The sequence below is a fragment of the Shewanella sp. KCT genome, assembly GCF_007636505.1.
Lineage (GTDB): Bacteria > Pseudomonadota > Gammaproteobacteria > Enterobacterales > Shewanellaceae > Shewanella > Shewanella halotolerans.
This window is the reverse complement of record NZ_LVDJ01000001.1, coordinates 100,226-124,101: the sequence shown is the minus strand read 5'-3', so window position 1 is coordinate 124,101 and position 23,876 is coordinate 100,226. Positions and strand designations below refer to the sequence as shown.

Here is a 23,876-nt window from a genome sequence, read left to right as displayed (position 1 = left end):
TTCAATAACAAGAAAACAAAATATGAAATTAGAAACAATAGATTACCGTGCTCAGGACAGCGCCCAGCGCTTCGTTGAGTCCTTGCGTGAAACTGGATTTGGCGTACTCTCAAATCACCCAATCGACAAGGCCTTAGTAGATACCATCTATGAAGAGTGGCAAGCCTTCTTCAATAGCGATGAGAAACATGACTACCTATTTAAGCCAGAAACCCACGATGGTTTCTTCCCGGCCGATGTTTCTGAAACCGCTAAGGGTCATACGGTTAAAGATATTAAAGAGTATTACCATGTTTACCCTTGGGGCCGTATTCCCGATTCCCTCAGGGAAAACATTCTGCGCTATTACCAGGAAGCCAATGCCCTGGCAGAAGAGCTGCTAGGCTGGGTGGAAGCCCATACGCCGGCAGAAGTGGCGGTCAATTACTCTATCGCCCTGCCAAAAATGATCGAGAACAGCCACAAGACACTGCTGCGCATCCTTCATTATCCACCGATGTCGGGTGATGAAGAGCTAGGCGCCATTCGCGCCGCGGCTCACGAAGATATCAACCTGCTTACCGTATTGCCGGCCGCCAACGAACCAGGGTTGCAGGTAAAAGCCAAATCGGGCGAATGGTTAGACGTACCGAGCGATTTCGGTAACCTGATCATCAACATAGGTGACATGCTCCAGGAAGCATCGGGCGGCTACTTCCCATCCACGACCCATAGAGTGGTCAACCCGGAAGGCGTCGACAAGACACGCTCGCGCATCTCCCTGCCCCTCTTCCTACACCCTAAACCAGAGGTGGTCCTGTCTGAGCGTTACACCGCCGACAGTTATCTGATGGAGCGTCTGAGAGAATTAGGCGTTATCTAACCTCCTCTACTAAGATAAAAGCGCCCCAGGGCGCTTTTTATTTATGATTTTTAAGCCATATCAAGGTAAAATCCCTCCCCAAATTTGCACAGAGACAGAGTACAGAAATGGCAATTCAGTGGTTTCCAGGCCATATGCACAAGGCGCGCAAAGAGATAGCAGAGGTGATGCCTCAGGTCGATCTGGTTATCGAGGTGCTCGACGCCCGTATCCCTTACAGCAGTGAAAACCCTATGGTCGCCAGTTTGCGTGGCGATAGGCCCTGTATCAAGCTGCTCAACAAGTCAGATCTGGCCGATCCCGAGATCACCCAACGCTGGATTGACTATCTGGAGCAGGAGCAAGGGGTAAAGGCTATGGCCATCACCACCTTACAGGCAGCCCAGGTGCGTAAGGTCCCCGAACTCTGTCGTAAGCTGGTTCCCAACCGCGATAAGATAGAAAAAGATATCCGTACCATGATCATGGGGATCCCTAACGTAGGTAAATCAACCATTATCAATACCTTAGCGGGAAGAGTGATTGCCAAAACCGGTAATGAGCCTGCAGTCACCAAGACCCAGCAGCGTATCAATCTGAAAAATGGCATCGTACTGTCAGACACCCCAGGTATTCTCTGGCCCAAGGTGGACAACGAGGCCAGCAGCTATCGCCTGGCGGTAACCGGCGCCATCAAAGACACGGCAATGGAATATGAAGATGTGGCCATGTTTGCCGCCGAATACTTCCTAAAGGCCTATCCCGATGCCATGCTTGAGCGTTACAAGCTTAAAGAGTTGCCCGATGACGATATCGGTCTGCTCGAGGCTATCGGCCGTAAACGGGGCGCGTTGAGACCGGGTGGCAGAATCGACCTGCACAAGGCCTCTGAACTCCTGTTGCATGAATTCCGCTCGGGTAAGATAGGTCAGTTGTCACTGGAGACTCCAGAGATGGCCGAGGTAGAGAAGGCGGAAGTAGCTCGAATCCTGGCCGAGAAAGAGGCCGAGAAACAAGCCAAAATCGAGGCAGAGCGGCTTAAACGCTCCGGCGTTCGTCATAACGACTAGGCTGTCTGATTGAAATACTGACATTACACCGCTTGCAAGGTGATGCTCTTGATACTTCAATAAGCGTCAGTTGCAAGCGGTTTTGCATTCTATAGCCTTACCTGATACAGCTTTGCCCAACGTAGCCTTACTTTTTTTAGCTCTACTTATCTAGCTCTACTTATCTAGCTCTACCTGTTAGCCCTGCTTAATTTAGCTACTTTGCGATTTGTAACAGCAACCTTTCACAGCTCTGTTGCAGAAGATCCAGCACCTGTTCGAAGCCCTCATCGCCGCCATAATAGGGATCTGGCACCTCCCGCTCCCCCTCCCCAAGAAAAGAGAGCATTAAGGCCAGCTTATACTGATGGTGAGCCGGGCAGCGCGCACGAAGATCGCGAAGATTTGCCGTATCAGCCGCCAAAATCAGATCGAAACGCTCAAAATCTTCATCTGTCACGCCTCTGGCGCGAATGCCGCTAAAATCCAAGCCTCTTCGCTCGCCAGCCTGACGAGCCCGTCTGTCCGGCCCCTCCCCCTCATGGTAGGCCGAGGTGCCCGCCGAATCACAGCTGATAGACAAGCCGCGCTTGCTGAGCAGGCCTCTAAATACAGCCTCGGCCGTCGGTGAGCGGCAGATATTCCCGAGACAGACAAATAGGACAGAGTTAACCTTCAACATAGCCTTCCTTACTTATTTAACATGCTTCTTACAGCGGCTCTCGTACCCGTTTGAAGCTGGCAAACCTGGGTACACCATTATGAGTCAGGCCATAATACTTGTAGGTAACCGTGCTGCCAATGGCCGGCGGATGCCGGCGCTGCTCATCGCTAAAGCCAGTGCCTAACTTAAAACGGATCCCCCCACTCGTTTCTACTTCTAGCGCCCCCATCATTCCCAGATATTTCCCCTTCCCCGGCAGATAGGCGATAACCTTAGCCTCTGCATCCTGATAGCGCTTGAGTTTTACCAGGTCGCCGTTACGCCCGGCGTGATAGTGAGCATCCTGGTGATGCAGCATCAGTCCCTCGGCGCCTTGAGCCACCCACTCATCTAACGCGGCATTTAACGCCTGACTGTCTTGAATTCGCCACTGAGGAATAATTTGCAGAAAAGGCGACAGATTTGCGTAGCGTTTAATGGCTAGGGCATAGCGCTCACCAAAGCGGCTATCTATGGCAGGATAATCGAAAACCATAAATTGAACGGCGCGCCAACGCTCAGGGTCGGCATCTTTATCACGTACCAGGGCTGAGATCGCCTCAAACTGCTGACGAGCAATCCACAGCTCACCGTCTAAGGGCTCCGTGGGAAAGCCCTTGGTAAACCAAGCCGGGAGCCTAATAACCTGTCCCGAGCGGGTTAGCATACGTTCTCCCGTCCAGCGGCCTCTGACGCCATCGAACTTTTCGCTCACCAGATACTCTGATATTGGTCGGTCGGCCTCGAGACTCCCGGCCAATTGGAGGCCCGAGAGTCTTTGTGTAGGCTCAAGCCGTTCTGGTTTTGGCTGTTCTGGCATCAGCTGATTAGCCTCAACAACTAATGCCTTGGGCGGCTCAGCTGGCTTATATGACTCGATTAACTCGGGCGACTCGACGGCCATCGCTGTAAGCGACAGCCAATTCAGGAGCAAAGTAATACTCCCAATAACCATAGGGCGACTAGAACATAACATAGCTCCTCCTTGAGCAACTGAATGATAGCTAAGCGTTAAGTTTAGCCCAAAGCCACTCATGCAGATGTTATGGAGGTAACTAGAGTGTTATACTAGCGCCCAATTTGTAACTCGCCTGCCTGCACCAGAGAAAGGCAGGCTGAGCCAGTAAAACGACACTAACAAAATCGAACAAACGAAATGGACACCTATGAAACCGGAAAATAACCACGGCATTAAACGTATCTTCAGAGCGACAGGTTTCTCTATGCAAGGCCTTAAGCTTGCTTGGCAATCTGAGGCAGCCTTTCGCCAAGAGTTGATCTTGGTTCTCTTCATGCTGCCTGTCGCACTACTGGTAGACGTGCCTATGGTTGAACGCATCCTGCTCATCATGACACTAATGATAGTCTTGATCGTCGAGTTGCTTAACTCGGCCATCGAGGCGGTGGTCGACCGTATCGGTCACGAAATCCATCCCCTAAGCGGACAGGCAAAAGATATCGCCTCGGCGGCTGTCTTTATCGCCCTGGCCCTGTGTGGTATCACCTGGCTACTGATCCTCTGGCCACTGGTTTTCTAACCCGCTGCCAGCTTGAATACTAGGCTCTCGATACACTATCGGGAGCCTTTTTATTTCTGTAATCCAGCTCCCAATATCAACAAAAACGCCGCAACCTTGACATTTTTTGATACAAATCATTCACAATTTTAAATATCCTGCTAGAATGATAACGTAGTAAAAAAGTCTTACTAAATAAATCAATAACTTATAATAATTATTAGTTGATAGAGGTTGTAGTTAGTGATTAAGTCGGTCGCCATATTTAGCTTGGGTCTCTTTAGCTCTTCGGTTTTCGCCGCTGGAGCTGCCAATTCGTATTCGGTGTCGGCACCGGTAGAACCCAGCGAAGTGATGCTAAAAATCGGCGGTTTCTACTCCAACTCTAACTCCAGCATGGATGTCACCAACCCGGTTCAGGGTAATAATTTCAGGCTTGATTTTGAAGAAGACTTGGCATTGGAAGAGTCGCAGTTTCTGCCATTTTTCGAGGCCAGCTACCATTTCAACTCGCGTCACAGCATCTATTTCGACTGGAAACAGCTGCACCGCAACGCAGAAGTACAGAAACTTACCATACCGTTTCAAGTCACCCTAGACGATCAGGTTTACGATATTCAATCCGGCGGTCGTCTGGAGACCACCCTCAATATCGACATCGCACGCCTCGGCTATGGTTATAACTTCTATCAGGGGAATAACTTCAATCTTGGCCTGTCCCTGGGCGTACACACCATGTTTATCAAGACCGCGTTTGACGGTGACATAGGTGTCTGTGCCAAGGGTGAGACGCTACAACAATGCGCGCAGACTGCCACACCAAGATTTGTCGATGAAGAGGTCACGGCGCCACTGCCAGACGTCGGCCTGTATGGCGACTATGAGTTCAGCCCAGGTTTCAAGTTCAACGCCCACGCACAGTATTTCTACATCAAGCTCGATGATATCAAGGGCAGCCTGGTGGATATCCGCGCCGGTGTCGAAGCTGAGATCACCAAAAACTGGCACATGTCAGCCGCCTTTAACTACTACAAGGTCGATGTTGACTTTAAACACAGTGTCTCAGATCAGCTTAATGTGGCGGACTATAACCTGTATTACAGCTTTATCGGCCCTATGCTGTCGGTAAGCTATCGCTTCTAAGCTTCACAACATCTTCCACTGAAGGCCGTTAGGAGATCGCCCCTAGCGGCCTACTTACGTCACTAATTCCCACTTGGCAGTTCGACTGACATATAGCTGCCTGCATACGCCGATTAACCATAAAACTGATAGCAAACCCAGATCGCGGCGCAGATCCCGGCAAAGTCCGCGCTTAAGCCGCACACCAGGGCATGACGACCATTACGTATCCCCACGGCGCCGAAGTAGACCGCCAGCACATAGAAGGTGGTCTCGGTACTTCCCTGCACCACGGCTGCTAAGCGACCGGCGAAGGAGTCAACCCCATAATGCTGCATAGTCTCCAGCATCATGGCGCGGGCACCCGAACCGCTAAAGGGTTTCATCAAGGCGGTTGGCAAGGCATCGACAAACCGGGTATCCCCGCCGACCAGATTCACCAGGGCGGCGATGACCCCTAGAAGATAGTCGAGCGCGCCCGAGGCGCGCAGCAAGGCGATAGCCAGCAACATGGCAAGCAGATAAGGGATCAGCTGCACCGCCTGAGTAAAGCCCTCCTTGGCGCCGCCGACAAACTCATCATACACAGCCACCTTACGCAGCCCTGCCACCAGAATGAAACTGAAGATCAGCAGCACTAAGATGCCGTTGCCAAGTGCCGTCGAAAAATCACCAATGGCAGACGCCGTCAAGGTGCCCAGATAAAACACCAGCGCAGATACCGCCGCCAGCATCAGGGTCCCATATCCCAGCAGGACACTATTAAGCAGTGAGATACGCTGATAGATGGCCACCACTAATACGCCCACCAGGGTCGAGGCCGTAGTCGCCAGCAAGATAGGCAGAAAGATATCCGCCGGCGACTCGGCGCCTTGCTGGGCGCGGTAGAGAAAGACGGTGACCGGCACTAAGGTGACAGAAGAGGTATTGAGTACCAAAAAAAGGATCTGCGCATTGGTAGCCACACTCTTCACCGGATTCAGGCTCTGCAGATCTTGCATCGCCTTGAGTCCCAGCGGCGTGGCGGCGTTATCTAACCCCAGCACATTGGCGGTCAGGTTCATGGTGACACTGCCAAAGGCGGGGTGTCCCCTGGGCACCTCTGGCATCAAACGGCTGAGTAAAGGCTCAAACAGGCGCGCAAAGAGGCCCACCACACCCGCCTTCTCGCCGACCCGCATCAAGCCCATCCATAGGGAAAGCACGCCTATCAGCCCCAAAGCAATTTCGGCGGCTAACTTGGCACTGGCAAACAGGGCATCGACCACGGCCGAGAGGATCTGCCACTGTCCCTGAAACAGACTGATGGCGATTGCGACCAAGGCGGCGACAAAAAAGGCAAACCAAACGCGATTTAACACCCGAGACTCCTTTCACCCCAAGCTTTGCTCAAGGCCCGATAATGGATGTGATATACTGGCGACTAACAATATCTCTATTCTGTTACCTATGGTTCAACTAAATCAAAATTTTATCAATAGCATAGCGAAAGATATGCCGGATCATCTCTCGATGGATGAATTTATCAGCTATTGTGCCAAGCCTTTACGCCCCTCCATCAGGGTCAACACCCTCAAGATAACGACGGCTGACTTTATCACCCTAATGAGTGCCAAAGGCTGGCAGTTTGAACCTGTGCCCTGGTGTGAGGACGGCTTCTGGGTCAAGGTGGATGACTCGGTGCAACTGGGTAACACGGTAGAGCATATTCAGGGGCTGTTTTATATTCAGGAGGCCAGCTCCATGCTGCCGCCTAAGGCGCTGTTTCCCGAGCCGATAAAGGATGTGGCCTCCCTCACCCTGCTGGATATGGCCTCAGCGCCGGGTTCTAAGACCACTCAGCTGGCCGCCATGATGAACAATCAAGGCTTGTTGGTCGCCAACGAATACTCCTCCAGCCGGGTCAAGGTGCTACACGCCAACGTGCAGCGCATGGGCGCCAGCAATCTCGCCCTCACCCACTTCGATGCCAGAGTGTTTAGCGAGTATCTGTTCGAAAGCTTCGATGCCATACTGCTCGACGCCCCCTGCGGCGGTGAAGGCACGGTGCGCAAAGACCCAGACGCCCTCAAACATTGGGACGAGGGTGAGATAGAGGCTATTGCCAGCGTACAACGCGACCTGATCGAATCGGCCTTTCTGGCACTAAAGCCGGGCGGCAGTTTGGTCTATTCCACCTGCACCCTCAACCGCCGCGAAAATCAGGACGTCTGCCTGCACCTCAAGGCCACCTATGGCGATGCGGTGCAGTTTGAATCCCTTGCCGAACTCTTCCCCGGCGCCGAGAAGGCCTGTACCTGCGAAGGCTTCCTCCATGTCTGGCCACAAATCTTCGACAGCGAAGGCTTCTTCATCGCCAAGCTAACCAAGCTCGCCGCCGTGCCACGAAACAGCGAGGAGCCGCGCAAGCAGAAGAACTTCCCCTTTGCCCCAATCGACAAGAAGTCTCGCCAGGCCCTCTGCGACTACTTCGATACCAGCTTCGGCATCAAGCTCGATGGTCAGGGGATTTTGATGCAGAGAGACGATGAGTATTGGCTTTTCCCGACTAATGTCGAGCCGCTCATCGGCAAGATCCGTTTTCAGCGGATCGGCCTCAAGCTGGCCGACGCCCTGAAGAAAGGCTTTAAGCCTAGGCACGAGGCTGTGATGGCGCTGGCCGATAGTTCACGAGGGATCCCGCTTGACGAGGCTCAGGCGATTCAATACCTGATGGGACGTGACATCGCCTTAACCAGCAAAGAGAAGCCCCAAGGCGAGCAGCTGGTCAGCTACCAGGGCGCCCACTTAGGCCTGGTGAAACACCTGGGTAATAAGCTGAAAAACAGCCTGCCAAGAGACCTGGTGCGGGATAAAATCTGCTCTTCTTCGGCGATTGCAGTGGATCAGAAAGCGACTGACGCAGACTAAAGCAAAAGCCACTGAATTAACGTCAGCGGCCACATATTAACATTTTGTTACATTTTAATCTGAGATTTGCCTAGACGAGTCCGGCAGTGAGGTGGAGTTTGACTACACTAAAAGCCTGAGATGAAATTCGAGGCAATCTCAAACAGTAGCGCACGGCTCTGCAAAGAGCCATTCCCCTAGACCCAGAACAATTGGAATAGTTTTGGGTCTTTTTTTATCTGCTTCTCTTGGCTTGTAAAATAAGCCTATTCTTCGCAGCCTTTCTTAAACGCTTTGCTCAGCAACACTTCTCAATGCCGCCAAATATGCTAAATACGCTATAAATGCCAAGTACTGTGAACCTATATCACTCAACAGCCACTAGGCTTTCACTAACTTAGCCGCGTCTTTGAACAGCCTGAAGAAGTTATCACCGGTATACTCTGCCAGTTCTTCATACTTCTCGCCGCGCAGCTCGGCCACAAACTCCGCTACATCCCGAACAAACGCAGGTTGGTTCTCTTCGCCGCGATGAGGCACAGGCGCAAGATACGGCGCATCGGTTTCTACCAGGAGTCTGTCCTTTGGCACCTTGCGGATCACAGAGCGCAGCTCACCGGCATTCTTAAAGGTCACTATGCCAGACACAGAGATATAGAAGCCCAAGTCGATGGCGGCCTTGGCCATCTCCCAATTCTCGGTGAAGCAGTGCAGCACACCGCCTACCTTGTCCGCGTCACCTGCTTTCAACATGGCGATGGTATCTTCACGGGCATCACGAGTGTGGACGATCAACGGCTTATCTACCTCGACCGCCAGGGCGATCTGCTGCTCGAAACATTGCTGTTGTAACGCCTTGGTCTCGCCCGAGTAGTAATAATCCAGGCCTGTCTCACCGATGGCGACCACCTTAGGATCTTGCAGATAGCTTTGTAGCTGCGCCGTATCCAGCCCCTCCTGCACATCCAGCGGATGTACGCCCGCCGACAGGAACACCTGGTCGAAGGCTGCCATTTTCGCCTGCATAGAGGCAAAACCTTGCTGGCGTACATTGACGCAAAGGAAATACTCCACGCCGCGCTCCTTGGCTTGAGTCAGCAAGGTCTTCAATGAATCTTGATCGGGCGCCGCCTTGAGGCGATCGAGGTGGCAATGGGAATCGATAAGCACGCAAAAATCCTAAGTCACTACAAAAGGAGCCAAAGGATAGCTATCTACATGGTACAGGTCAAATCGCCTGAGGCGAGTTCGCGGGAAAGTAGGTTTTCGATATGATGTTTGTGGGTCTGGGCGTCGGTGATGATCTTCACCCCAATCCCCGCCGGTCGGCCACCGGATGCGCCCAGAGGATTGATCCACACTACCAGGCCCTGAAACTCATGACGCACGGTCGAGCCCGGTAACTGGTAGGCGATGGTAAGTTCCTGCCCCAGATAGTGGCTTTCGGTAGTCGCCACAAACAGGCCCGCGGGCTGAATAAAGGGCATGTAGGCTCTATATAGCTGATGTAATGTATCAAAATTAACCACGAGATCGACCATATTATTTTAACTTGTTGTTAGCGACTGATACTCTAAGATAAACGCCTGAAAAACGGCCATAAAATTCACATTAGGCATCATACTCAGGCTATGATACGTCTCCATAACCTTGGCTGCAAATTTTGTTATCTTGATGTTAATTAATGCATCAGCATTTTTCTGCTTCACCAGTTTTTGTCGCAGGACAACATACAAAACCTTAAGTGCATCAGAAACTTGCTTTTCATCTATACTAGTTAAGTTAGCACACAGGTGCCCAGACGACAAACTTTGCACCCAGGCTTTTCTGAGGCCGATCAAGGCTTCATAGCGACCATCATTTAAGGCGGTGAGCAGATCGACAGGGCCCCCGACAACCGGCAGACACCAGGTCACATCACTGGTAAGTGTAAACTGCGCCGCCAGCCACTCCTGAACCGTCTCGCGGCTCGGCAGCTGACAATGCAGGCGCTGACAACGACTGCTTATGGTAGCCATCAAACGACTTGGGGTATCACTCTGCAGCAACAAGAGGGTCTCTCTGCCCGGCTCTTCCAAAGTCTTCAACAGGGCGTTGGCCGCCGCGGTGTTGAGTCGCTCACAGTTTTTAATCACAGCGACCCGTCTCCCCCCTTGTTGGGCGGTAGCGGTCAACTTCTGACACAGCTCCCTGACTTGATCGACCTTGATCTGATTGCCGTCGGCCTCCAGCTGATAGCAATCAGGATGGTTACCGGCGATAAACAGCTGACAGCTCTTACACACCCCACAGGCACCACTTTGGGTTGGCGCCATACACAGGCTGGCCTGAGCCAAGGTATTGGCAAGTTGCATGCCGCCATAGCCTTGATGGATCCCCAAGAGATAGGCATGGCCCTGCTGGCCAGATATCAGCTGACTACAGAAAGCCTCACGAGCCGGGGTTAACCAAGGTAGATCCATCAAAGACTCCCCAAATGTCATGACCAGTCTTGGCGCTGTAACACGGCCAAGATCTCTTTATGCACCTGCGCCATCGTCTGGCTGGCATCGATCACCACGATAGACTCGTCGTGCGCGGCCAGCTGCAGATAAGTTGCCCTGGCACGCTCGAAGAAACTCAGCGCCTGCTGTTCGATTCTATCCAGGGCGCCCCTGTCTCTGGCGCGCTGCAAGCCAAGCTGAGGATCGATATCCAAGTATAGGGTCAGGTCAGGTTTAAAATCTTTCAGGGTCGCGTTACTCACCGCTTCAACCAGCGGCATGAGTTGACGCCCGCCCCCCTGGTAGGCCAGAGATGAGAGGTTGTGGCGATCGCCCAGCACCCAGTTACCCTGAGCCAAGGCTGGTTTTATCACGTTGGCCACCAGCTGCGCCCTGGCCGCATAGATGAGCAAACACTCAGACTCATCGCACAGAGGATCGTTAGGGTCGGCAATCTTCACCAGATCCCTAATGCGCTCGGCCAGCGGCGTGCCGCCTGGTTCACGGGTGCACACGGGCGGAACGCCATTGTGTTTCTCGATAAAATCTCTCACCAGGGCGATGGCACTCGACTTGCCTGCCCCTTCTAATCCTTCGATAACGATAAATTTCGCGCTGTTTTGCTTCATCGATTTCTCTGATACTTATCTACAGCACGGTTGTGCTCGGTTAATGTTTTAGAAAATATATGGCTGCCGTCATTCTTCGACACGAAGTAGAGGTAGTCGACATCGGCCGGACGCGCCGCCGCCATCAGGGATGCCCCACTCGGCGCGGCTATGGGGGTCGGCGTCAGGCCATGAATACGATAGGTGTTGTAGGGCGTCTGCTCACGCAAGTCTTTGCGGGTAATATTGCCCTGGTAACGCTCACCCATGCCGTAGATCACGGTAGGATCTGTCTGTAGACGCATCCCCTTACGCAATCTATTGGTAAAGACCGCCGAGATCCAGGGGCGTTCGCTGGCCTTGCCCGTCTCTTTCTCGATAATCGATGCCATGGTCAGCAGCTCATAGGGACTCTTTAGCGGTATGCTCTGGTCGCGCTCCTGCCAGGCCCTGCCTAGCTCCTGCTGCATCTTCTGATAGCTCTGCTGCAAAATCACCTTGACCGAATCACCATTGCCATAATGGTAGGTGTCAGGATAGAACTTACCCTCGGGCAGCTTAGAAGCGTCGCCATTATCCTCAAGCACCTCCAGGAAGGCGCCCTCCTGCCACTTCAGGCGCGGTAATTGCTTGAGCTGCTCGCGCCACTCTTTGATGCTCTGCCCTTCGACCAAGGTCACGGTAAAGACCATCTCCTTGCCCTGACGTAGCTTTTCGAGCAGCTCGACCACAGTGTCATTGGGAGAGATTTGATACAGACCGCTGCGGATCTTTGCAAGCTCGGGGCGCAGCTTAACCAGCAGCTTAAGCTTCCAAAGCTCATCCACGGCACCTGTTTGTGCCAAGGCATTCGCCATCTGTGAAAAGGAGGTACCACGCACCACTTCAAACTCGACGGGGGCTTCGAGCTTCAGCGGCATCTGCCCGTAACTCACCACACTCTGATAGACCCAATACAGGCCAATCGCGCTCAAGGTTAATAGGCTAAAGAGTGCGGTCAGCACGCCTTTGATCAGTTTTTTCATAGTATTATTTTTAGATCGTGTAGCAATTGGGTTAGCAGAGGGCTTTGGCCGAATGAGTGCTGGGCGATACTAGTCATTGCAATATTGGTCACGGGCACAGCGCCAAACAGGCTGTTGCTGGCCAGAACATGATCAAAATGCGCGAGTTCATTGGGCGAGACGCGGCGCACCTCGAGAGTAAACCCGGACTCGACAAACCAGAGCAGCAACTGCTCGCGCATCATACCAGCCACCCCAGCCTGATCCAGACTCGGCGTAACTATGGTGCGACCCTTTATAAAGAAGAGGTTGGCCATGGCGGCCTCTATGATGTTGCCGGCCGTGTCGCAGACCAGCCAATCATCGAAGCCGTCATCTAACTTGTGTGTGCGGATCAGCACCTGCTCGAGACGATTAAGGTGTTTCATGCCCGCCAACAGTGGCTGCTGTCCGAGCGTCACCGGACTTAGTTGCAACTTGATGCCAGCTGCTTGCCACTGACGGTAATGCGCGGGGATATCATGCAGCGACAACACACAAGTCGGTGCGGGCGTTTGCGGCGGCATATAACCGCGTCCGCCACTGCCGCGGCTTACGAGTAACTTGAGGCAATAATCTTGGGAAAACTGTTTGGCGCCCTGCTCACAGGCCTTTGCTATTTGCTCTCGTAGCGCAGCGGAATCTGGCAGCGGGAATCCAAGACGATGAGCCCCTTGGGCCAAACGAAGCAGGTGACTCTCTAGGAAGAGTACCTCAGCGCCTCGACAGCGCATGGTGGCAAACAGGCCGTCGCCGTAGGCCAGTCCCCTGTCGAACGCTGAAACACTTACTGCTTTTTCACCATTTACCCAGATAGTCTGCGACATCATTTGTCCTGACTGATCCGACTGGCAACGGCTTCTTGCTGATCCCTGTACTTAGCACTCTTGCGCTTATTGTAGGGGCGCGCCACGGGCGAGCTTAGCCGCTCGAAGTTGAGGGCGCCTATGGTCATCATGGGCTTCAAGGCCAGGGGAAGCTTGCCGCTGTTGAAGAACTCCAGCACTATCTTTCCCTGCCAACCGGGATCGATGCGATGAGCCGTGACATGCACCATGAGCCCTAACCTTGCCAGAGAAGAACGACCATCCAACCAGCCGACGATATCGGCCGGCAGGGTCAGACTCTCATGGGTAACAGCCAGTGCGAGCTCGCCGGGATGGAGGAAAAAGGCTTCCCCTTCGGGGATCACTATCTTATCGCTCATCACACGATCCAGGGCCGCCTGCACCTCGCTGCTGGGGCCACTGAGATCGATATAGGGGGCCGTATGATCTTGAAATACGCGGAACTGATTACCGAGTTTCACATCGACGCTGACGCCACTGATGGCCTCAGCATCGGGACGGGGATCGATGACAATTGTCCCCTCCTCTAAACATGCTGCTATCTCTAAATCCGTTAAACGCATCCCAGCCTAGCTCCCCATATCAAGCGATTATTTTGCTAAAAGGTGTTGAATTCTAGCCTTTAATATATCGGTTGCGATGCGGTTTTTACCACCACGCGGCACGATAATATCGGCATATTGCTTAGAAGGATCGATAAATTGCAGGAACATAGGACGCACTGTCTGAGTGTACTGCTGCATCACAGACTCCATGGTACGGCCACGCTCGGCCACATCGCGGGTCAGGCGGCGCATGAAGCAGATGTCCAGTGGCGTGTCCATAAAGACGCTGGCATCCATCTGCTCACGCAGATTTGGATCGGTTAGTAGCAAGATCCCCTCAAGGATGATCACCTTCTTGGGTGTCATGGTGACTGTCTCGGCCATACGGGTATGCTCGGTATAGCTGTATTGAGGGATCTCCACCGCCTCGCCATTTTTCAGGGCGCTGAGGTGTTCACACAGCAGCTGATGATCCAGCGCCTTTGGGTGGTCATAATTGGTCAATACTCGCTGATCCATCGACAGATGGCCCTGATCCTTATAGTAGGCATCCTCGGCAATAACCCCTATCTGATCTGTGCCCAGATCACGGCATAGCTCCTCGAAAATCGTCTTCGCGATTAGGCTCTTACCCGATGCCGATGCCCCTGCGATACCAATTATGACACATTGCGAATTCATGCTTTGTAAACCTTACTCATCATCTGAAATTGAAATAGATACGACACTCTGTGTCTGGCTCAGGGCAAGTTGTGCCCCCACCTTTCTGGCGATCTCCTTATACAACAAGGCCACCTGGCTCTCGCCATCCGCCACCACCGTCGGCGTGCCTTTATCCACATCCTCGCGGATATTCAGTTGCAGCGGTAGCTGCCCCAAAAGCGGTACATTGTAACGCTCAGCCATCTTAAGGCCGCCATCTTCACCGAAGAGATGCTCCTTATGACCACAGTCGCTACAGATATGGAAACTCATGTTCTCGACGATACCCAGCACAGGAATATTCACCTTCTGGAACATGCTGATCCCCTTCTTAGCATCGGCCAATGCGATATCTTGCGGGGTGGTGACCACCACGGCGCCGCTTACCGGCACCTTCTGCGACAGGGTCAGCTGAATGTCGCCGGTACCTGGTGGCATGTCGATCACCAGATAATCAAGCTCTGGCCACAGGGTCTCATTTAACAGCTGCGCCAGTGCGCCGGCCGCCATAGGGCCGCGCCATACGGCGGCCTCATCACCACTGACGATAAAGCCGATAGACTGGGCGGCGATACCATGAGCCTCGGCGGCGGTCATCATCTTGCCGTCGGGTGAGACGGGGTTAAAATTGGGTACGCCCAGCATGAGCGGAATGGAGGGGCCATAGATATCGGCATCGAGAATCCCCACCTTGGCGCCTTCGGCTGCTAATGCCAGCGCCAGGTTAACTGAGGTGGTCGACTTACCCACGCCACCTTTGCCCGAGGCAACGGCAATTACCTGCTTGACATTGGGTAACGGCTCAACGGCTCCCGATGAGATCACTGCGGGTTGGAAATCGATTTCGCACTCAACCTCATCAATGGCATCGAGCACCGCCAGCTTGTTGGTGATCGCCATGACGGTATCGCGATACTGACTCTGGCAGGGATAGGGGTAACACAGCCCCAGCTGCAATCGCTTGCCTTCAATATCCAGCTTGGTGACACAACCTGCGCTTACCAGACCTTGCATTAAATAGGGGTCTTGATGGGCATCTAAAATAGCCAAAACCGGACCGAGCAGATCATCATGAAGATGATAATTCTGAGACGCTGAAGACAAAACGACTACCTCCAAAAATAAATTTGGCTAAGTGTATCAGAAAAACTCCTCATATTCGGATAGATTTAGTTCACTTAAAGCAGCTTTTGATGAAACTTTAGCGATGATCGGTTAGTATCTATGCCATTCTTTTTGGGCACTTACTGATTTAGAGACAAGATGGCAACTTCACAACGTAAAATTCTCGTGACCAGCGCACTTCCGTACGCCAATGGCCCCATTCATTTAGGTCACATGCTTGAATATATTCAAACCGATATCTGGGCGCGTTTTCAAAAGCTACGCGGCCACGAATGTCACTATATCTGTGCAGACGATGCCCACGGCACGCCCATCATGCTTAAGGCGCAGCAGCTCGGCATGGCGCCAGAGGAGATGATCGCTCAGGTACAGAAAGAGCATCAGCAGGATTTTGCCGACTTTAATATCCAGTTCGATAATTTCCACAGCACCCACAGCGACGAGAACCGCGAGCTGGCGAGCGAGATCTATCTCAAGCTACGAGATGGCGGCTATATCAAGTCTAAGACCATCTCTCAGCTGTTCGACCCAGAAAAGTCTATGTTCCTGCCGGATCGCTTTGTTAAGGGCACCTGCCCTAAGTGTAAGTCTGTGGATCAATATGGCGACAACTGCGACAGCTGCGGCGCGACCTACAGCCCGACGGATCTGATCGATCCTAAGTCGGCGGTATCGGGTGCAACACCTGTGATGAAGGAGACTGAGCACTTCTTCTTCGACCTGCCCGCCTTCGAAGAGATGTTAAAAGAGTGGACCCGTTCAGGGTCCTTACAACAAGAGATGGCGAACAAGCTGGGCGAGTGGTTCGAACAAGGCCTGCAGCAGTGGGACATCACCCGTGATGCGCCTTACTTCGGCTTCGAGATCCCTGATGCACCAGGTAAATTCTTCTACGTCTGGCTAGATGCGCCTATCGGCTATATGGGCTCGTTCAAGAACCTATGCAACAAGCGCGGCGACCTTAACTTCGACGAGTTCTGGGCCAAAGACTCTACCGCCGAGGTGTACCACTTCATCGGTAAGGATATCGTCTACTTCCACAGCCTCTTCTGGCCAGCCATGCTCGAAGGCGCGGGATTCCGTAAGCCAAACAGCGTCTACGCCCACGGTTATGTGACGGTGAACGGCGCCAAGATGTCAAAGTCTAAAGGCACCTTCATCAAGGCCAGAACCTATCTGGATAACTTAAATCCTGAGTACCTGCGTTACTACTACGCGGCTAAGCTCAGCAGCCGTATCGACGATCTCGACCTGAACCTGGAAGACTTCGCTCAACGCGTCAACTCAGATCTCGTGGGTAAGCTGGTCAACCTCGCCTCTCGCACCGCAGGCTTTGTCAGCAAGCGTTTCGACGGCAAGCTGGCCAAGGTTGCCGACGCTAGCCTGACCGAGACCTTCCTCGCCAAGGCCGATGCCATCGCCGAGTTTTACGAGACCCGTGAATTTGGTAAGGCAATGCGTGAGATAATGGCGCTGGCCGATATCGCCAACGCCTTTGTCGCCGATGCCGCCCCATGGCAGCTGGTAAAAGAGGAAGATAAGCAAGAGGAAGCCCATCAGGTATGTAGCAACGCGCTTAACCTGTTCCGCATCCTGGTGACCTACCTCAAGCCAGTGCTGCCAAAACTGGCCCAAGATGTGGAAGCCTTCCTGCAACTTGAACTTACATGGGATGACCTGGCCAAGGACCTCAGCGGTCACGAAATCGCACCGTTCAAGGCACTGATGCAGCGCGTCGAGATGAAGAACATCGAAGCCATCATAGAAGCATCGACCGAGAACCTGCAGGTGGCCGAGGCGCCTAAGAGCCAGCTGGATCTCGACCCTATCAGCGAAGAGATCAGCTTCGACGACTTCGCCAAGTTAGATCTACGTATCGCTCGTATCGCCAAGGCGGAGCATGTGCCAGAGGCCAACAAGCTGCTTAAGCTGCAACTGGACCTAGGTGGTGAGACTAAGCAGGTGTTTGCTGGCATCAAGTCTGCCTATGCCCCAGAAGATCTGGAAGGCAAGCTGACCGTGATGGTCGCTAACCTGGCGCCGCGTAAGATGCGTTTCGGCATGTCTGAAGGCATGGTGCTTGCAGCCGGTCCTGGTAAGAAAGATCTGTGGATCCTAGAGCCCCATGAAGGTGCCCAACCTGGCATGCGCGTTAAATAAGTCGCTTGTTCGGGACTCAACCTAGAAGACACAAAAAAGGCCGCTAACTAGCGGCCTTTTCTTTTTGATTCTCATCAAAAAATTCGTTACACCGGATTGTCGATATCCACGAAATGGTGAGTCAGACCAAACTCACTGGCCAGATGCTCGCCCAATGCCTTGATGCCGAATCTTTCCGTGGCGTGATGACCCGCAGCAAAGTAATGAATATCCTGCTCGACCGCGCTATGGAAGGTGCGCTCAGACACCTCGCCACTGATAAAGGCATCGACGCCCAAGTCTACGGCGATATCTATGTAATCTTGCGCCCCGCCGCTGCACCAGGCTAGGCGATAAATCGGCTTATCGCTCTCTCCCAGATGTAATGCCTGACGACCCAGAACGCCGGCCAGATGCTCGGCAAACGTACTCGGCGCCATAGGCTCATCGAGACGCCCCTGCCACACCAGCCCCTGGGCAACCCCCTCCACCGACTCGGCATCTATGATCCCAAGCTCTCTAGCCAACTCGGCGTTGTTCCCCAGCATAGGATGACCATCGAGCGGCAGATGATAACCATAGAGGTTGATATCATTATTGATCAATGACTTGATGCGACGATACTTCATCCCTGTGATGGTCTCAGGCTCACCCTTCCAGAAAAAACCATGGTGCACCAGCAAGGCATCGGCGTTTAGCTCAACCGCCTTGTCGATCAATGCCTGACAGGCGGTCACTCCGGTGACAATCGTCTTAATTCGCTCCTTGCCCTCGACCTGTAACCCATTGGGGGCATAATCCTTGTAGCTGCCTACCTGCAGAAATTCCGTGAGGTATCGAGTCAATGCTGTGCGATTCATCTAAGCTCCTCATATGAATCAAATAACTTTGGCCGATCCAGCGCTCAAAGGCTGAAAAAATGACCGTGACGATAGCGCCTAGTTTAGCCATATCTGGGCCTCAGTTCATAGAAATACGTTGAATTTCTGTGAAAATTGGACAATTCAGGCGTTTCAGCTATAAAATTAGGCCAAACCTTCAATTACACATTAAAAGAAATAGGTTAATACTATGTCAAAGTTGACCAAAGAAGAGGTGATCAGCACACTCGAGGCTGCATTGAGCAAGGCGCAGGGTAAGAGCGTTACCATCGAGCAAAAAGGAAGCTGGTACAAGATCGATGGTGGTAAGTCTCTTCGTTTTAGTGATTTAGAAGCTATGTTGGCTGAACAAGGTGAGCAAGCTCCTGCAGCTAAGGCTCCGGCAAAAGCGGAAAAACCTAAGGCCGCGCCTAAGAAAGCCGCACCAGCAAAAGCAGCCAAGCCTAAGGCAGAGGCGAAAGCCAGCAAATCAACCTCTGGTGGCATGACACCGAAAGAACTATGGCGTGCTAAGCTGGCGGGTAAAGGACAACTTCCCCGCGGCTTCTAAACAAGCTACTTGTCGTTATAAGAACGTATCGTCATAAAAAAGGAGCCCCATGGCTCCTTTTTTATTGAATGCTTTTATACGACTAGCTTTATGTTGAATAACAGTAGGATGCCTACATCGCCAGGTCGACTCGCACGCCTCCCTGCAGGTAGACCACGCGCACCTCATCATCGACGTTGAAAATCATGCCGGGATCTAGGTCTTGAATCACCATTACCTCCCGACCATCTTCATAACGTATCATCAGCTCCACCAGCTTCAACTGCTGATAGTAATCGCCGCCCGCATTATGGCCTATGCCGCCACCAATGAGGGCCCCCAATACTGTGGCAACATCCTGACCGCTACCGCCACCAAATTGATGCCCTATGACGCCACCTATCAAGGCGCCGCCAAATGTGCGCCAGCCCTGGTTACGATCTTCCACTAACTGCGTCTGAGTAATGTTACGTACCGAGGTGACATAACCATACTCTACCTTCTCGACGGGGACGGCTTGATTGCGCTCGTAGGCGGCACCGACACCAGCACTCAGCCCTAGGCTGGCAAGCAAGATAAAAACTGACCAAATAAAGCGAAAGAGGCGGGAGGTAGGTTTCAACATAAGAGGTTTTCCGCTAACTTATAAAGAGGCCGATAACTAATTTTACTCAATTGTGAACTCACTGTCCTATTTAAATCATGAGCTGGCAAAGTTCCCTTCGCCGGAGTTTGCCCTAACCGATCCAAACGGACTCTTGGCCATCGGCGGCGATCTACACCCCAAGCGACTGCTTAACGCCTACTATGAGGGAATCTTCCCCTGGTTTAACGAAAACGACCCTATCCTCTGGTGGTCCCCCGACCCCCGCGCCGTATTTGTACCCGGTTCACTCAAGGTCAGTCGCAGCCTGAAGCGCGATATCAAACGCCGTCAGTGGCGCTTCAGCGTCAACCGCGCCTTTAACAGTGTAATTGAGCACTGCGCCCTCACCCGCCAAGGCAAGGAAGGTACCTGGATCACCTTAGAGATACAGCAAGCCTATAAGGCGCTACACCAGTACAACAAAGCCCACTCGATTGAGGTGTGGGATGGCGATAAGCTGATTGGCGGCCTTTATGGGGTGGCCATCGGCCAGGTGTTTTGCGGCGAGTCCATGTTTCACCTGCAGAGCAATGCCTCCAAGGCGGCCATGGCCATGTTACACCAGCACCTGCTATCACACAGATACCGGCTGATCGATGCCCAGGTCATGAACCCACATCTGGCATCCCTAGGCGCCAAGGCATTAAAGCGAGCGGATTTCATCAACCTATTGAAGCGTTTTCGCGATATTGAGGTCGCCAGCGACGCCTGGCATCCACAAGAGGTGCAGATTGAACTCTAGATCCGACACCATACAGGTGGGTATGACACATACCTTCGATTGCAGCTACCTGCCGGGCAAGCAGGAACAGCTGTTAGTGCTGCAGGAAGAATCTCTCGACCTCACCCTGTTTGAGAAGCTCTTGGCCTTAGGTTTTCGCCGCAGCGGTGAGACCATCTATAAGCCACATTGCCCTCACTGCCAGGCCTGCCTGCCGATACGTATTCCGGTGGAACTATTTATGCCGTCACGACGGCAGAAACGCACCCTGAAACAGAATCAAGACGTTAGCTGGAGCCTGGTCGATACCTGCACCGACGAGCATTACGCGCTCTATGACAGATACATCAAGGCGCGCCACCACGACGGCCCCATGTATCCCCCCTCACGCGAGCAATATGACCATTTCGTGCAGTGCAGCTGGCATCAACCAAAGCTGCTTGAACTGCGGCTCGAGGGTGAGCTGATAGGCGTGGCGGTCACAGACGTGTTACCAAACAGCCTGTCGGCCATCTACAGCTTCTTTGCCCCCGAGCTGGATAAACGCTCTCTGGGCTCCTTTATGATTCTATTGCAGTGCGATCTCGCCAGACAGATGCACAAGGCGCATGTCTACCTGGGTTATCAGATCCATGAGTCACGTAAGATGAATTACAAGACCGCCTACCATCCCCACGAGATATTGACCGCAAATGGTTGGCAACGCAGTGAATAAGCGCGCTTAATTAGAAAAAATAAAGCAAACAGATATTTGCCCAGATAACGAACACCTCTTTACAGAAGCGCTAATTTGCGGCATGATACGCCCGTTTTTAATATTTGAAGGCTAACAGGATAACTGATTAATGGCGAAAGAAGACAACATTGAGATGCAAGGCACTATTCTTGAAACCTTGCCAAATACAATGTTTCGAGTAGAGCTAGAGAATGGTCACGTAGTAATCGCCCATATCTCAGGCAAAATGCGTAAAAACTACATCCGTATTCTAACGGGTGATAAGGTCACAGTTCAGCTGACCCCTTATGATTTGAGCAAAGGGCGCATCGTCTTCCGTTCACGCTAATAGTTAGCTTACGAATAATAAAAACCGGCAGTGCCGGTTTTTTTGTTCCTAATCGATAGCGACAATGGCAGAGACTGGCGCCTACGCAGGATCTGACACATAAGACAAATCATGAAAAAAGGCTGCATCTGCAGCCTTTTTTATTACGTCTGACTATTATGCCTTCGTCAGCCGCTCCGACTGCTCAATCTTGATGGTCAGCTTATCACCGTCGACATCCACATGGGCCACACCGCCCTTCTCCAACTTACCGAAGAGGATCTCATCGGCAAGTGGACGTTTGATCATCTCGGTGACCACACGGGCCATAGGCCGTGCCCCCATCGCCTTATCATAGCCTTTCTCGGCCAGTAAAGTTCTGGCGTCATCGCTCACATCCAGCACCACAGACTTCTCATCCAGTTGCGCCTGTAGCTCGACCAGGAACTTGTCGACCACCTTGGCGATGACCGTCATATCCAGATGGTTGAACCAGATGATCTCATCCAAGCGGTTTCTGAACTCGGGCGAGAAGACGCGGTTGATCTCAGACAGCGCATCCTGGCTGTGATCTTGCTGCTTAAAGCCGATGGACTTACGCACCGTCTCCTGCACCCCCGCATTGGTGGTCATCACCAAGGTCACGTGTCTAAAGTCCGCCTTGCGACCGTTATTGTCGGTCAAGGTACCGTGGTCCATCACCTGCAACAGCAGGTTATAGACATCGGGGTGGGCCTTTTCGATCTCATCGAGCAACACCACACAATGTGGGTTCTTGATCACCGCATCGGTTAACAAGCCCCCCTGATCGTAGCCAACATAGCCTGGCGGCGCACCGATAAGGCGAGACACGGTATGACTCTCCATATACTCGGACATATCAAAACGCACCAGCTTGAGGCTGAGACAGGACGCTAGCTGGCTGGTGACCTCTGTCTTACCCACACCGGTCGGACCGGCAAACAGGAAGCTACCCACAGGCTTGTGGGCGCCGCTGAGGCCAGAGCGTGAGAGGCGAATCGCGGAGCTTAAGGCTTCAATAGCCTTATCCTGGCCAAACACCACCATCTTGAGATTACGCTCAAGGTTCTTCAGCATATCCTTATCGGTGGCCGATACCGTCTTCTCAGGGATCCGCGCTATCTTAGCTATGATAGACTCTATCTCCGCCTGACCTATGGTCTTCTTGCGCTTGCTCGCCGGCTGCATCGCCATGCGCGCGCCCGCCTCGTCGATCACATCGATCGCCTTGTCGGGAAGATGTCTGTCGTTGATATGCTTATCCGCCAGACGCGCCGCCACCGACAAGGCCGCCATGGTATAGCGCACGCCATGGTGCTCCTCATACTTGCTCTTGAGACCTTGTAGGATCTTAGTGGTTTCCGCCACCGAAGGCTCGTTGATATCCACCTTCTGGAAACGTCTGGCCAGGGCACGATCTTTCTCGAAGATGCTCTGATACTCCTGGAAGGTGGTTGAGCCCATACAGCGCAGGTGCCCGCTAGAGAGCAGCGGCTTTAGCAAGTTAGACGCGTCCATCACGCCACCGGACGCCGCTCCTGCGCCGATAATGGTGTGGATCTCATCGATAAACAGAATGGCATGTTTGTCTTGCGAAAGCTCCTTGAGCAGACTCTTAAAACGTTTCTCAAAGTCGCCACGATATTTGGTACCGGCTAGCAAGGCACCGAGATCCAGCGAGTAAACGGTGGCGTCGGCCATCACCTCGGGAACCTCGTCGTTGACGATACGGTAGGCAAGCCCCTCGGCAATCGCCGTCTTACCGACGCCCGCCTCACCCACCAATAGCGGGTTATTCTTGCGGCGACGGCAGAGGATCTGAATCGAGCGCTCTATCTCATCGGAGCGGCCGATCAGAGGATCGATATTGCCCTTGCGGGCCTCTTCGTTGAGATTGGCGGTGAATTGCGACAGCTTGCTGCGCTCCTCCGATTCGCTGTGATCTTCAATCTGTTCGGGTTCTTGAGCATTATCCAGCTCATCACGCGCCACGCCGTGGGAGATGTAGTTCACCACATCAAGGCGGGTGATCTCACCATTACGCAGCAGATAAACCGCCTGAGACTCCTGCTCGCTGAAGATGGCCACCAAGACGTTGGCACCTGTCACTTCGTTGCGACCCGAAGATTGCACATGAAAGACGGCGCGCTGCAGCACGCGCTGAAAACCTAAGGTAGGCTGGGTTTCTCTGTCATCGTTGGGATCGCTGATGATAGGAGTGGTCTGCTCGATGAAACTCGACACCTCTTCTCTTAACTTATCGAGGTTTGCACCGCAGGCGAGCAGCGCCTCTTGAGCCGCAGGATTATCGATTAACGCCAATAGCAGATGCTCTACGGTCATGTATTCGTGTCGCGCGTCTCTGGCTTGTTGGAACGCCAGATTCAAAGTGACCTCTAAATCTTTATTTAACATAAGCAC

Annotated in this window: 25 protein-coding genes; 10 read left to right on the top strand and 15 right to left on the bottom strand. The window is 52.8% G+C overall.

The genetic code is table 11. The annotated features are described in order from the left end of the window. The first annotated feature begins 22 nt into the window (after positions 1 to 22). On the top strand, positions 23 to 862 hold the full coding sequence (locus tag AYI87_RS00630; RefSeq protein WP_144198719.1) for an isopenicillin N synthase family dioxygenase: 840 nt from the start codon (positions 23 to 25) through the stop codon (positions 860 to 862). Positions 863 to 969: 107 nt separating this feature from the next. Beyond that, positions 970 to 1,911, top strand: a complete 942-nt coding sequence (gene ylqF / locus AYI87_RS00625; RefSeq protein ID WP_144198717.1) for a ribosome biogenesis GTPase YlqF — start codon at positions 970 to 972, stop codon at positions 1,909 to 1,911. Between the two features lie 196 nt (positions 1,912 to 2,107). Here ylqF and AYI87_RS00620 read toward each other — a convergent pair whose 3' ends face one another. Further along, complete coding sequence (locus tag AYI87_RS00620) at positions 2,108 to 2,572, bottom strand: low molecular weight protein-tyrosine-phosphatase (protein WP_144198715.1); 465 nt, start codon at positions 2,570 to 2,572, stop codon at positions 2,108 to 2,110. 28 nt (positions 2,573 to 2,600) lie between these two features. Then, positions 2,601 to 3,527, bottom strand: coding sequence for a DNA ligase (locus tag AYI87_RS00615; RefSeq protein WP_260865038.1), 927 nt, complete (start codon positions 3,525 to 3,527; stop codon positions 2,601 to 2,603). Between the two features lie 232 nt (positions 3,528 to 3,759). Here AYI87_RS00615 and AYI87_RS00610 point away from each other — a divergent pair, with 232 nt between their 5' ends. Both AYI87_RS00610 and AYI87_RS00605 read left to right on the top strand, forming a co-directional pair. After that, a complete protein-coding gene (locus tag AYI87_RS00610; protein WP_144198713.1) occupies positions 3,760 to 4,131 on the top strand; it encodes a diacylglycerol kinase in 372 nt (123 codons plus the stop codon). Between the two features lie 249 nt (positions 4,132 to 4,380). Next, entirely contained in the window at positions 4,381 to 5,253 is an 873-nt protein-coding gene (locus tag AYI87_RS00605; RefSeq protein WP_144199389.1) for a DUF481 domain-containing protein, read from the top strand. A gap of 113 nt (positions 5,254 to 5,366) precedes the next feature. On the opposite strand, the gene AYI87_RS00600 is transcribed toward AYI87_RS00605, so the two are convergent. Then, positions 5,367 to 6,593: a nucleoside recognition domain-containing protein gene (locus AYI87_RS00600; protein ID WP_144198710.1), complete on the bottom strand. Its 1,227-nt coding sequence runs from the start codon at positions 6,591 to 6,593 to the stop codon at positions 5,367 to 5,369. Positions 6,594 to 6,681: 88 nt separating this feature from the next. Here AYI87_RS00600 and rsmF point away from each other — a divergent pair, with 88 nt between their 5' ends. Continuing rightward, positions 6,682 to 8,142, top strand: coding sequence for a 16S rRNA (cytosine(1407)-C(5))-methyltransferase RsmF (rsmF, locus tag AYI87_RS00595; RefSeq protein ID WP_144198707.1), 1,461 nt, complete (start codon positions 6,682 to 6,684; stop codon positions 8,140 to 8,142). Between the two features lie 360 nt (positions 8,143 to 8,502). Here rsmF and AYI87_RS00590 read toward each other — a convergent pair whose 3' ends face one another. Genes AYI87_RS00590 through apbC form a run of 9 tightly spaced genes read right to left on the bottom strand, consistent with a single transcriptional unit; the run spans position 8,503 to position 15,454 of the window. Continuing rightward, the gene (locus tag AYI87_RS00590; protein ID WP_144198704.1) at positions 8,503 to 9,291 is read right to left on the bottom strand and encodes a TatD family hydrolase; all 789 of its coding nucleotides are present in this window, start codon (positions 9,289 to 9,291) and stop codon (positions 8,503 to 8,505) included. 44 nt (positions 9,292 to 9,335) lie between these two features. Next, positions 9,336 to 9,662: a PilZ domain-containing protein gene (locus AYI87_RS00585; protein WP_011865380.1), complete on the bottom strand. Its 327-nt coding sequence runs from the start codon at positions 9,660 to 9,662 to the stop codon at positions 9,336 to 9,338. A 6-nt stretch (positions 9,663 to 9,668) separates the two neighbouring features. Then, positions 9,669 to 10,583 carry a DNA polymerase III subunit delta' gene (gene holB, locus AYI87_RS00580; protein ID WP_144198701.1) on the bottom strand — a complete coding sequence of 305 codons (915 nt, stop codon included), beginning with the start codon at positions 10,581 to 10,583 and terminating at the stop codon, positions 9,669 to 9,671. Positions 10,584 to 10,600: 17 nt separating this feature from the next. After that, a complete protein-coding gene (gene tmk / locus AYI87_RS00575) occupies positions 10,601 to 11,233 on the bottom strand; it encodes a dTMP kinase (protein WP_144198698.1) in 633 nt (210 codons plus the stop codon). Further along, positions 11,230 to 12,237 (bottom strand): endolytic transglycosylase MltG, encoded by a 1,008-nt coding sequence (gene mltG, locus AYI87_RS00570; RefSeq protein WP_144198695.1) that lies wholly within the window; start codon positions 12,235 to 12,237, stop codon positions 11,230 to 11,232. Before mltG ends, tmk begins: the two co-directional genes overlap by 4 nt. Beyond that, on the bottom strand, positions 12,234 to 13,082 hold the full coding sequence (gene pabC, locus AYI87_RS00565) for an aminodeoxychorismate lyase (protein WP_144198692.1): 849 nt from the start codon (positions 13,080 to 13,082) through the stop codon (positions 12,234 to 12,236). Before pabC ends, mltG begins: the two co-directional genes overlap by 4 nt. Further along, on the bottom strand, positions 13,082 to 13,666 hold the full coding sequence (dcd, locus tag AYI87_RS00560) for a dCTP deaminase (RefSeq protein ID WP_144198689.1): 585 nt from the start codon (positions 13,664 to 13,666) through the stop codon (positions 13,082 to 13,084). The genes pabC and dcd overlap by 1 nt, the downstream gene beginning before the upstream one ends. Positions 13,667 to 13,693: 27 nt before the next feature. After that, positions 13,694 to 14,329 carry a uridine kinase gene (udk, locus tag AYI87_RS00555; RefSeq protein ID WP_011865374.1) on the bottom strand — a complete coding sequence of 212 codons (636 nt, stop codon included), beginning with the start codon at positions 14,327 to 14,329 and terminating at the stop codon, positions 13,694 to 13,696. 12 nt (positions 14,330 to 14,341) lie between these two features. Further along, positions 14,342 to 15,454 (bottom strand): iron-sulfur cluster carrier protein ApbC, encoded by a 1,113-nt coding sequence (apbC, locus tag AYI87_RS00550; protein ID WP_144198686.1) that lies wholly within the window; start codon positions 15,452 to 15,454, stop codon positions 14,342 to 14,344. 159 nt (positions 15,455 to 15,613) lie between these two features. Here apbC and metG point away from each other — a divergent pair, with 159 nt between their 5' ends. Next, positions 15,614 to 17,635, top strand: a complete 2,022-nt coding sequence (gene metG, locus AYI87_RS00545; RefSeq protein WP_144198683.1) for a methionine--tRNA ligase — start codon at positions 15,614 to 15,616, stop codon at positions 17,633 to 17,635. 86 nt (positions 17,636 to 17,721) lie between these two features. Here the strand turns inward: metG and AYI87_RS00540 are convergent, their stop codons facing one another. After that, a complete protein-coding gene (locus AYI87_RS00540) occupies positions 17,722 to 18,474 on the bottom strand; it encodes a Nif3-like dinuclear metal center hexameric protein (protein WP_144198680.1) in 753 nt (250 codons plus the stop codon). Positions 18,475 to 18,685: 211 nt separating this feature from the next. Here AYI87_RS00540 and AYI87_RS00535 point away from each other — a divergent pair, with 211 nt between their 5' ends. After that, positions 18,686 to 19,045, top strand: coding sequence for a hypothetical protein (locus AYI87_RS00535; RefSeq protein ID WP_144198677.1), 360 nt, complete (start codon positions 18,686 to 18,688; stop codon positions 19,043 to 19,045). 112 nt (positions 19,046 to 19,157) lie between these two features. Here AYI87_RS00535 and AYI87_RS00530 read toward each other — a convergent pair whose 3' ends face one another. Continuing rightward, entirely contained in the window at positions 19,158 to 19,649 is a 492-nt protein-coding gene (locus AYI87_RS00530; protein WP_011865369.1) for a glycine zipper 2TM domain-containing protein, read from the bottom strand. A gap of 52 nt (positions 19,650 to 19,701) precedes the next feature. Here AYI87_RS00530 and aat point away from each other — a divergent pair, with 52 nt between their 5' ends. The 3 genes from aat (at position 19,702) to infA (ending at position 21,455) form a co-directional block, all read left to right on the top strand. After that, a complete protein-coding gene (gene aat / locus AYI87_RS00525; RefSeq protein ID WP_144198674.1) occupies positions 19,702 to 20,412 on the top strand; it encodes a leucyl/phenylalanyl-tRNA--protein transferase in 711 nt (236 codons plus the stop codon). Further along, positions 20,402 to 21,106, top strand: a complete 705-nt coding sequence (locus AYI87_RS00520; protein WP_144198671.1) for an arginyltransferase — start codon at positions 20,402 to 20,404, stop codon at positions 21,104 to 21,106. Before aat ends, AYI87_RS00520 begins: the two co-directional genes overlap by 11 nt. 130 nt (positions 21,107 to 21,236) lie before the next feature. After that, positions 21,237 to 21,455, top strand: coding sequence for a translation initiation factor IF-1 (gene infA, locus AYI87_RS00515; RefSeq protein WP_011865366.1), 219 nt, complete (start codon positions 21,237 to 21,239; stop codon positions 21,453 to 21,455). 156 nt (positions 21,456 to 21,611) lie between these two features. On the opposite strand, the gene clpA is transcribed toward infA, so the two are convergent. Next, on the bottom strand, positions 21,612 to 23,870 hold the full coding sequence (clpA, locus tag AYI87_RS00510) for an ATP-dependent Clp protease ATP-binding subunit ClpA (RefSeq protein WP_144198668.1): 2,259 nt from the start codon (positions 23,868 to 23,870) through the stop codon (positions 21,612 to 21,614). Positions 23,871 to 23,876 lie beyond the last annotated feature (6 nt).

Coding starts and splice junctions, on each gene's coding strand:
- clpA (WP_144198668.1), bottom strand. CDS start 23,870: ATGTTAAATAAAGATTTAGAGGTCACTTTGAATCTGGCGTTCCAACAA.
- metG (WP_144198683.1), top strand. CDS start 15,614: ATGGCAACTTCACAACGTAAAATTCTCGTGACCAGCGCACTTCCGTAC.
- pabC (WP_144198692.1), bottom strand. CDS start 13,082: ATGTCGCAGACTATCTGGGTAAATGGTGAAAAAGCAGTAAGTGTTTCA.
- holB (WP_144198701.1), bottom strand. CDS start 10,583: ATGGATCTACCTTGGTTAACCCCGGCTCGTGAGGCTTTCTGTAGTCAG.
- dcd (WP_144198689.1), bottom strand. CDS start 13,666: ATGCGTTTAACGGATTTAGAGATAGCAGCATGTTTAGAGGAGGGGACA.
- tmk (WP_144198698.1), bottom strand. CDS start 11,233: ATGAAGCAAAACAGCGCGAAATTTATCGTTATCGAAGGATTAGAAGGG.
- udk (WP_011865374.1), bottom strand. CDS start 14,329: ATGAATTCGCAATGTGTCATAATTGGTATCGCAGGGGCATCGGCATCG.
- AYI87_RS00630 (WP_144198719.1), top strand. CDS start 23: ATGAAATTAGAAACAATAGATTACCGTGCTCAGGACAGCGCCCAGCGC.
- AYI87_RS00620 (WP_144198715.1), bottom strand. CDS start 2,572: ATGTTGAAGGTTAACTCTGTCCTATTTGTCTGTCTCGGGAATATCTGC.
- AYI87_RS00610 (WP_144198713.1), top strand. CDS start 3,760: ATGAAACCGGAAAATAACCACGGCATTAAACGTATCTTCAGAGCGACA.
- AYI87_RS00530 (WP_011865369.1), bottom strand. CDS start 19,649: ATGTTGAAACCTACCTCCCGCCTCTTTCGCTTTATTTGGTCAGTTTTT.
- rsmF (WP_144198707.1), top strand. CDS start 6,682: ATGGTTCAACTAAATCAAAATTTTATCAATAGCATAGCGAAAGATATG.
- infA (WP_011865366.1), top strand. CDS start 21,237: ATGGCGAAAGAAGACAACATTGAGATGCAAGGCACTATTCTTGAAACC.
- AYI87_RS00535 (WP_144198677.1), top strand. CDS start 18,686: ATGTCAAAGTTGACCAAAGAAGAGGTGATCAGCACACTCGAGGCTGCA.
- ylqF (WP_144198717.1), top strand. CDS start 970: ATGGCAATTCAGTGGTTTCCAGGCCATATGCACAAGGCGCGCAAAGAG.
- AYI87_RS00540 (WP_144198680.1), bottom strand. CDS start 18,474: ATGAATCGCACAGCATTGACTCGATACCTCACGGAATTTCTGCAGGTA.
- mltG (WP_144198695.1), bottom strand. CDS start 12,237: ATGAAAAAACTGATCAAAGGCGTGCTGACCGCACTCTTTAGCCTATTA.
- AYI87_RS00585 (WP_011865380.1), bottom strand. CDS start 9,662: ATGGTCGATCTCGTGGTTAATTTTGATACATTACATCAGCTATATAGA.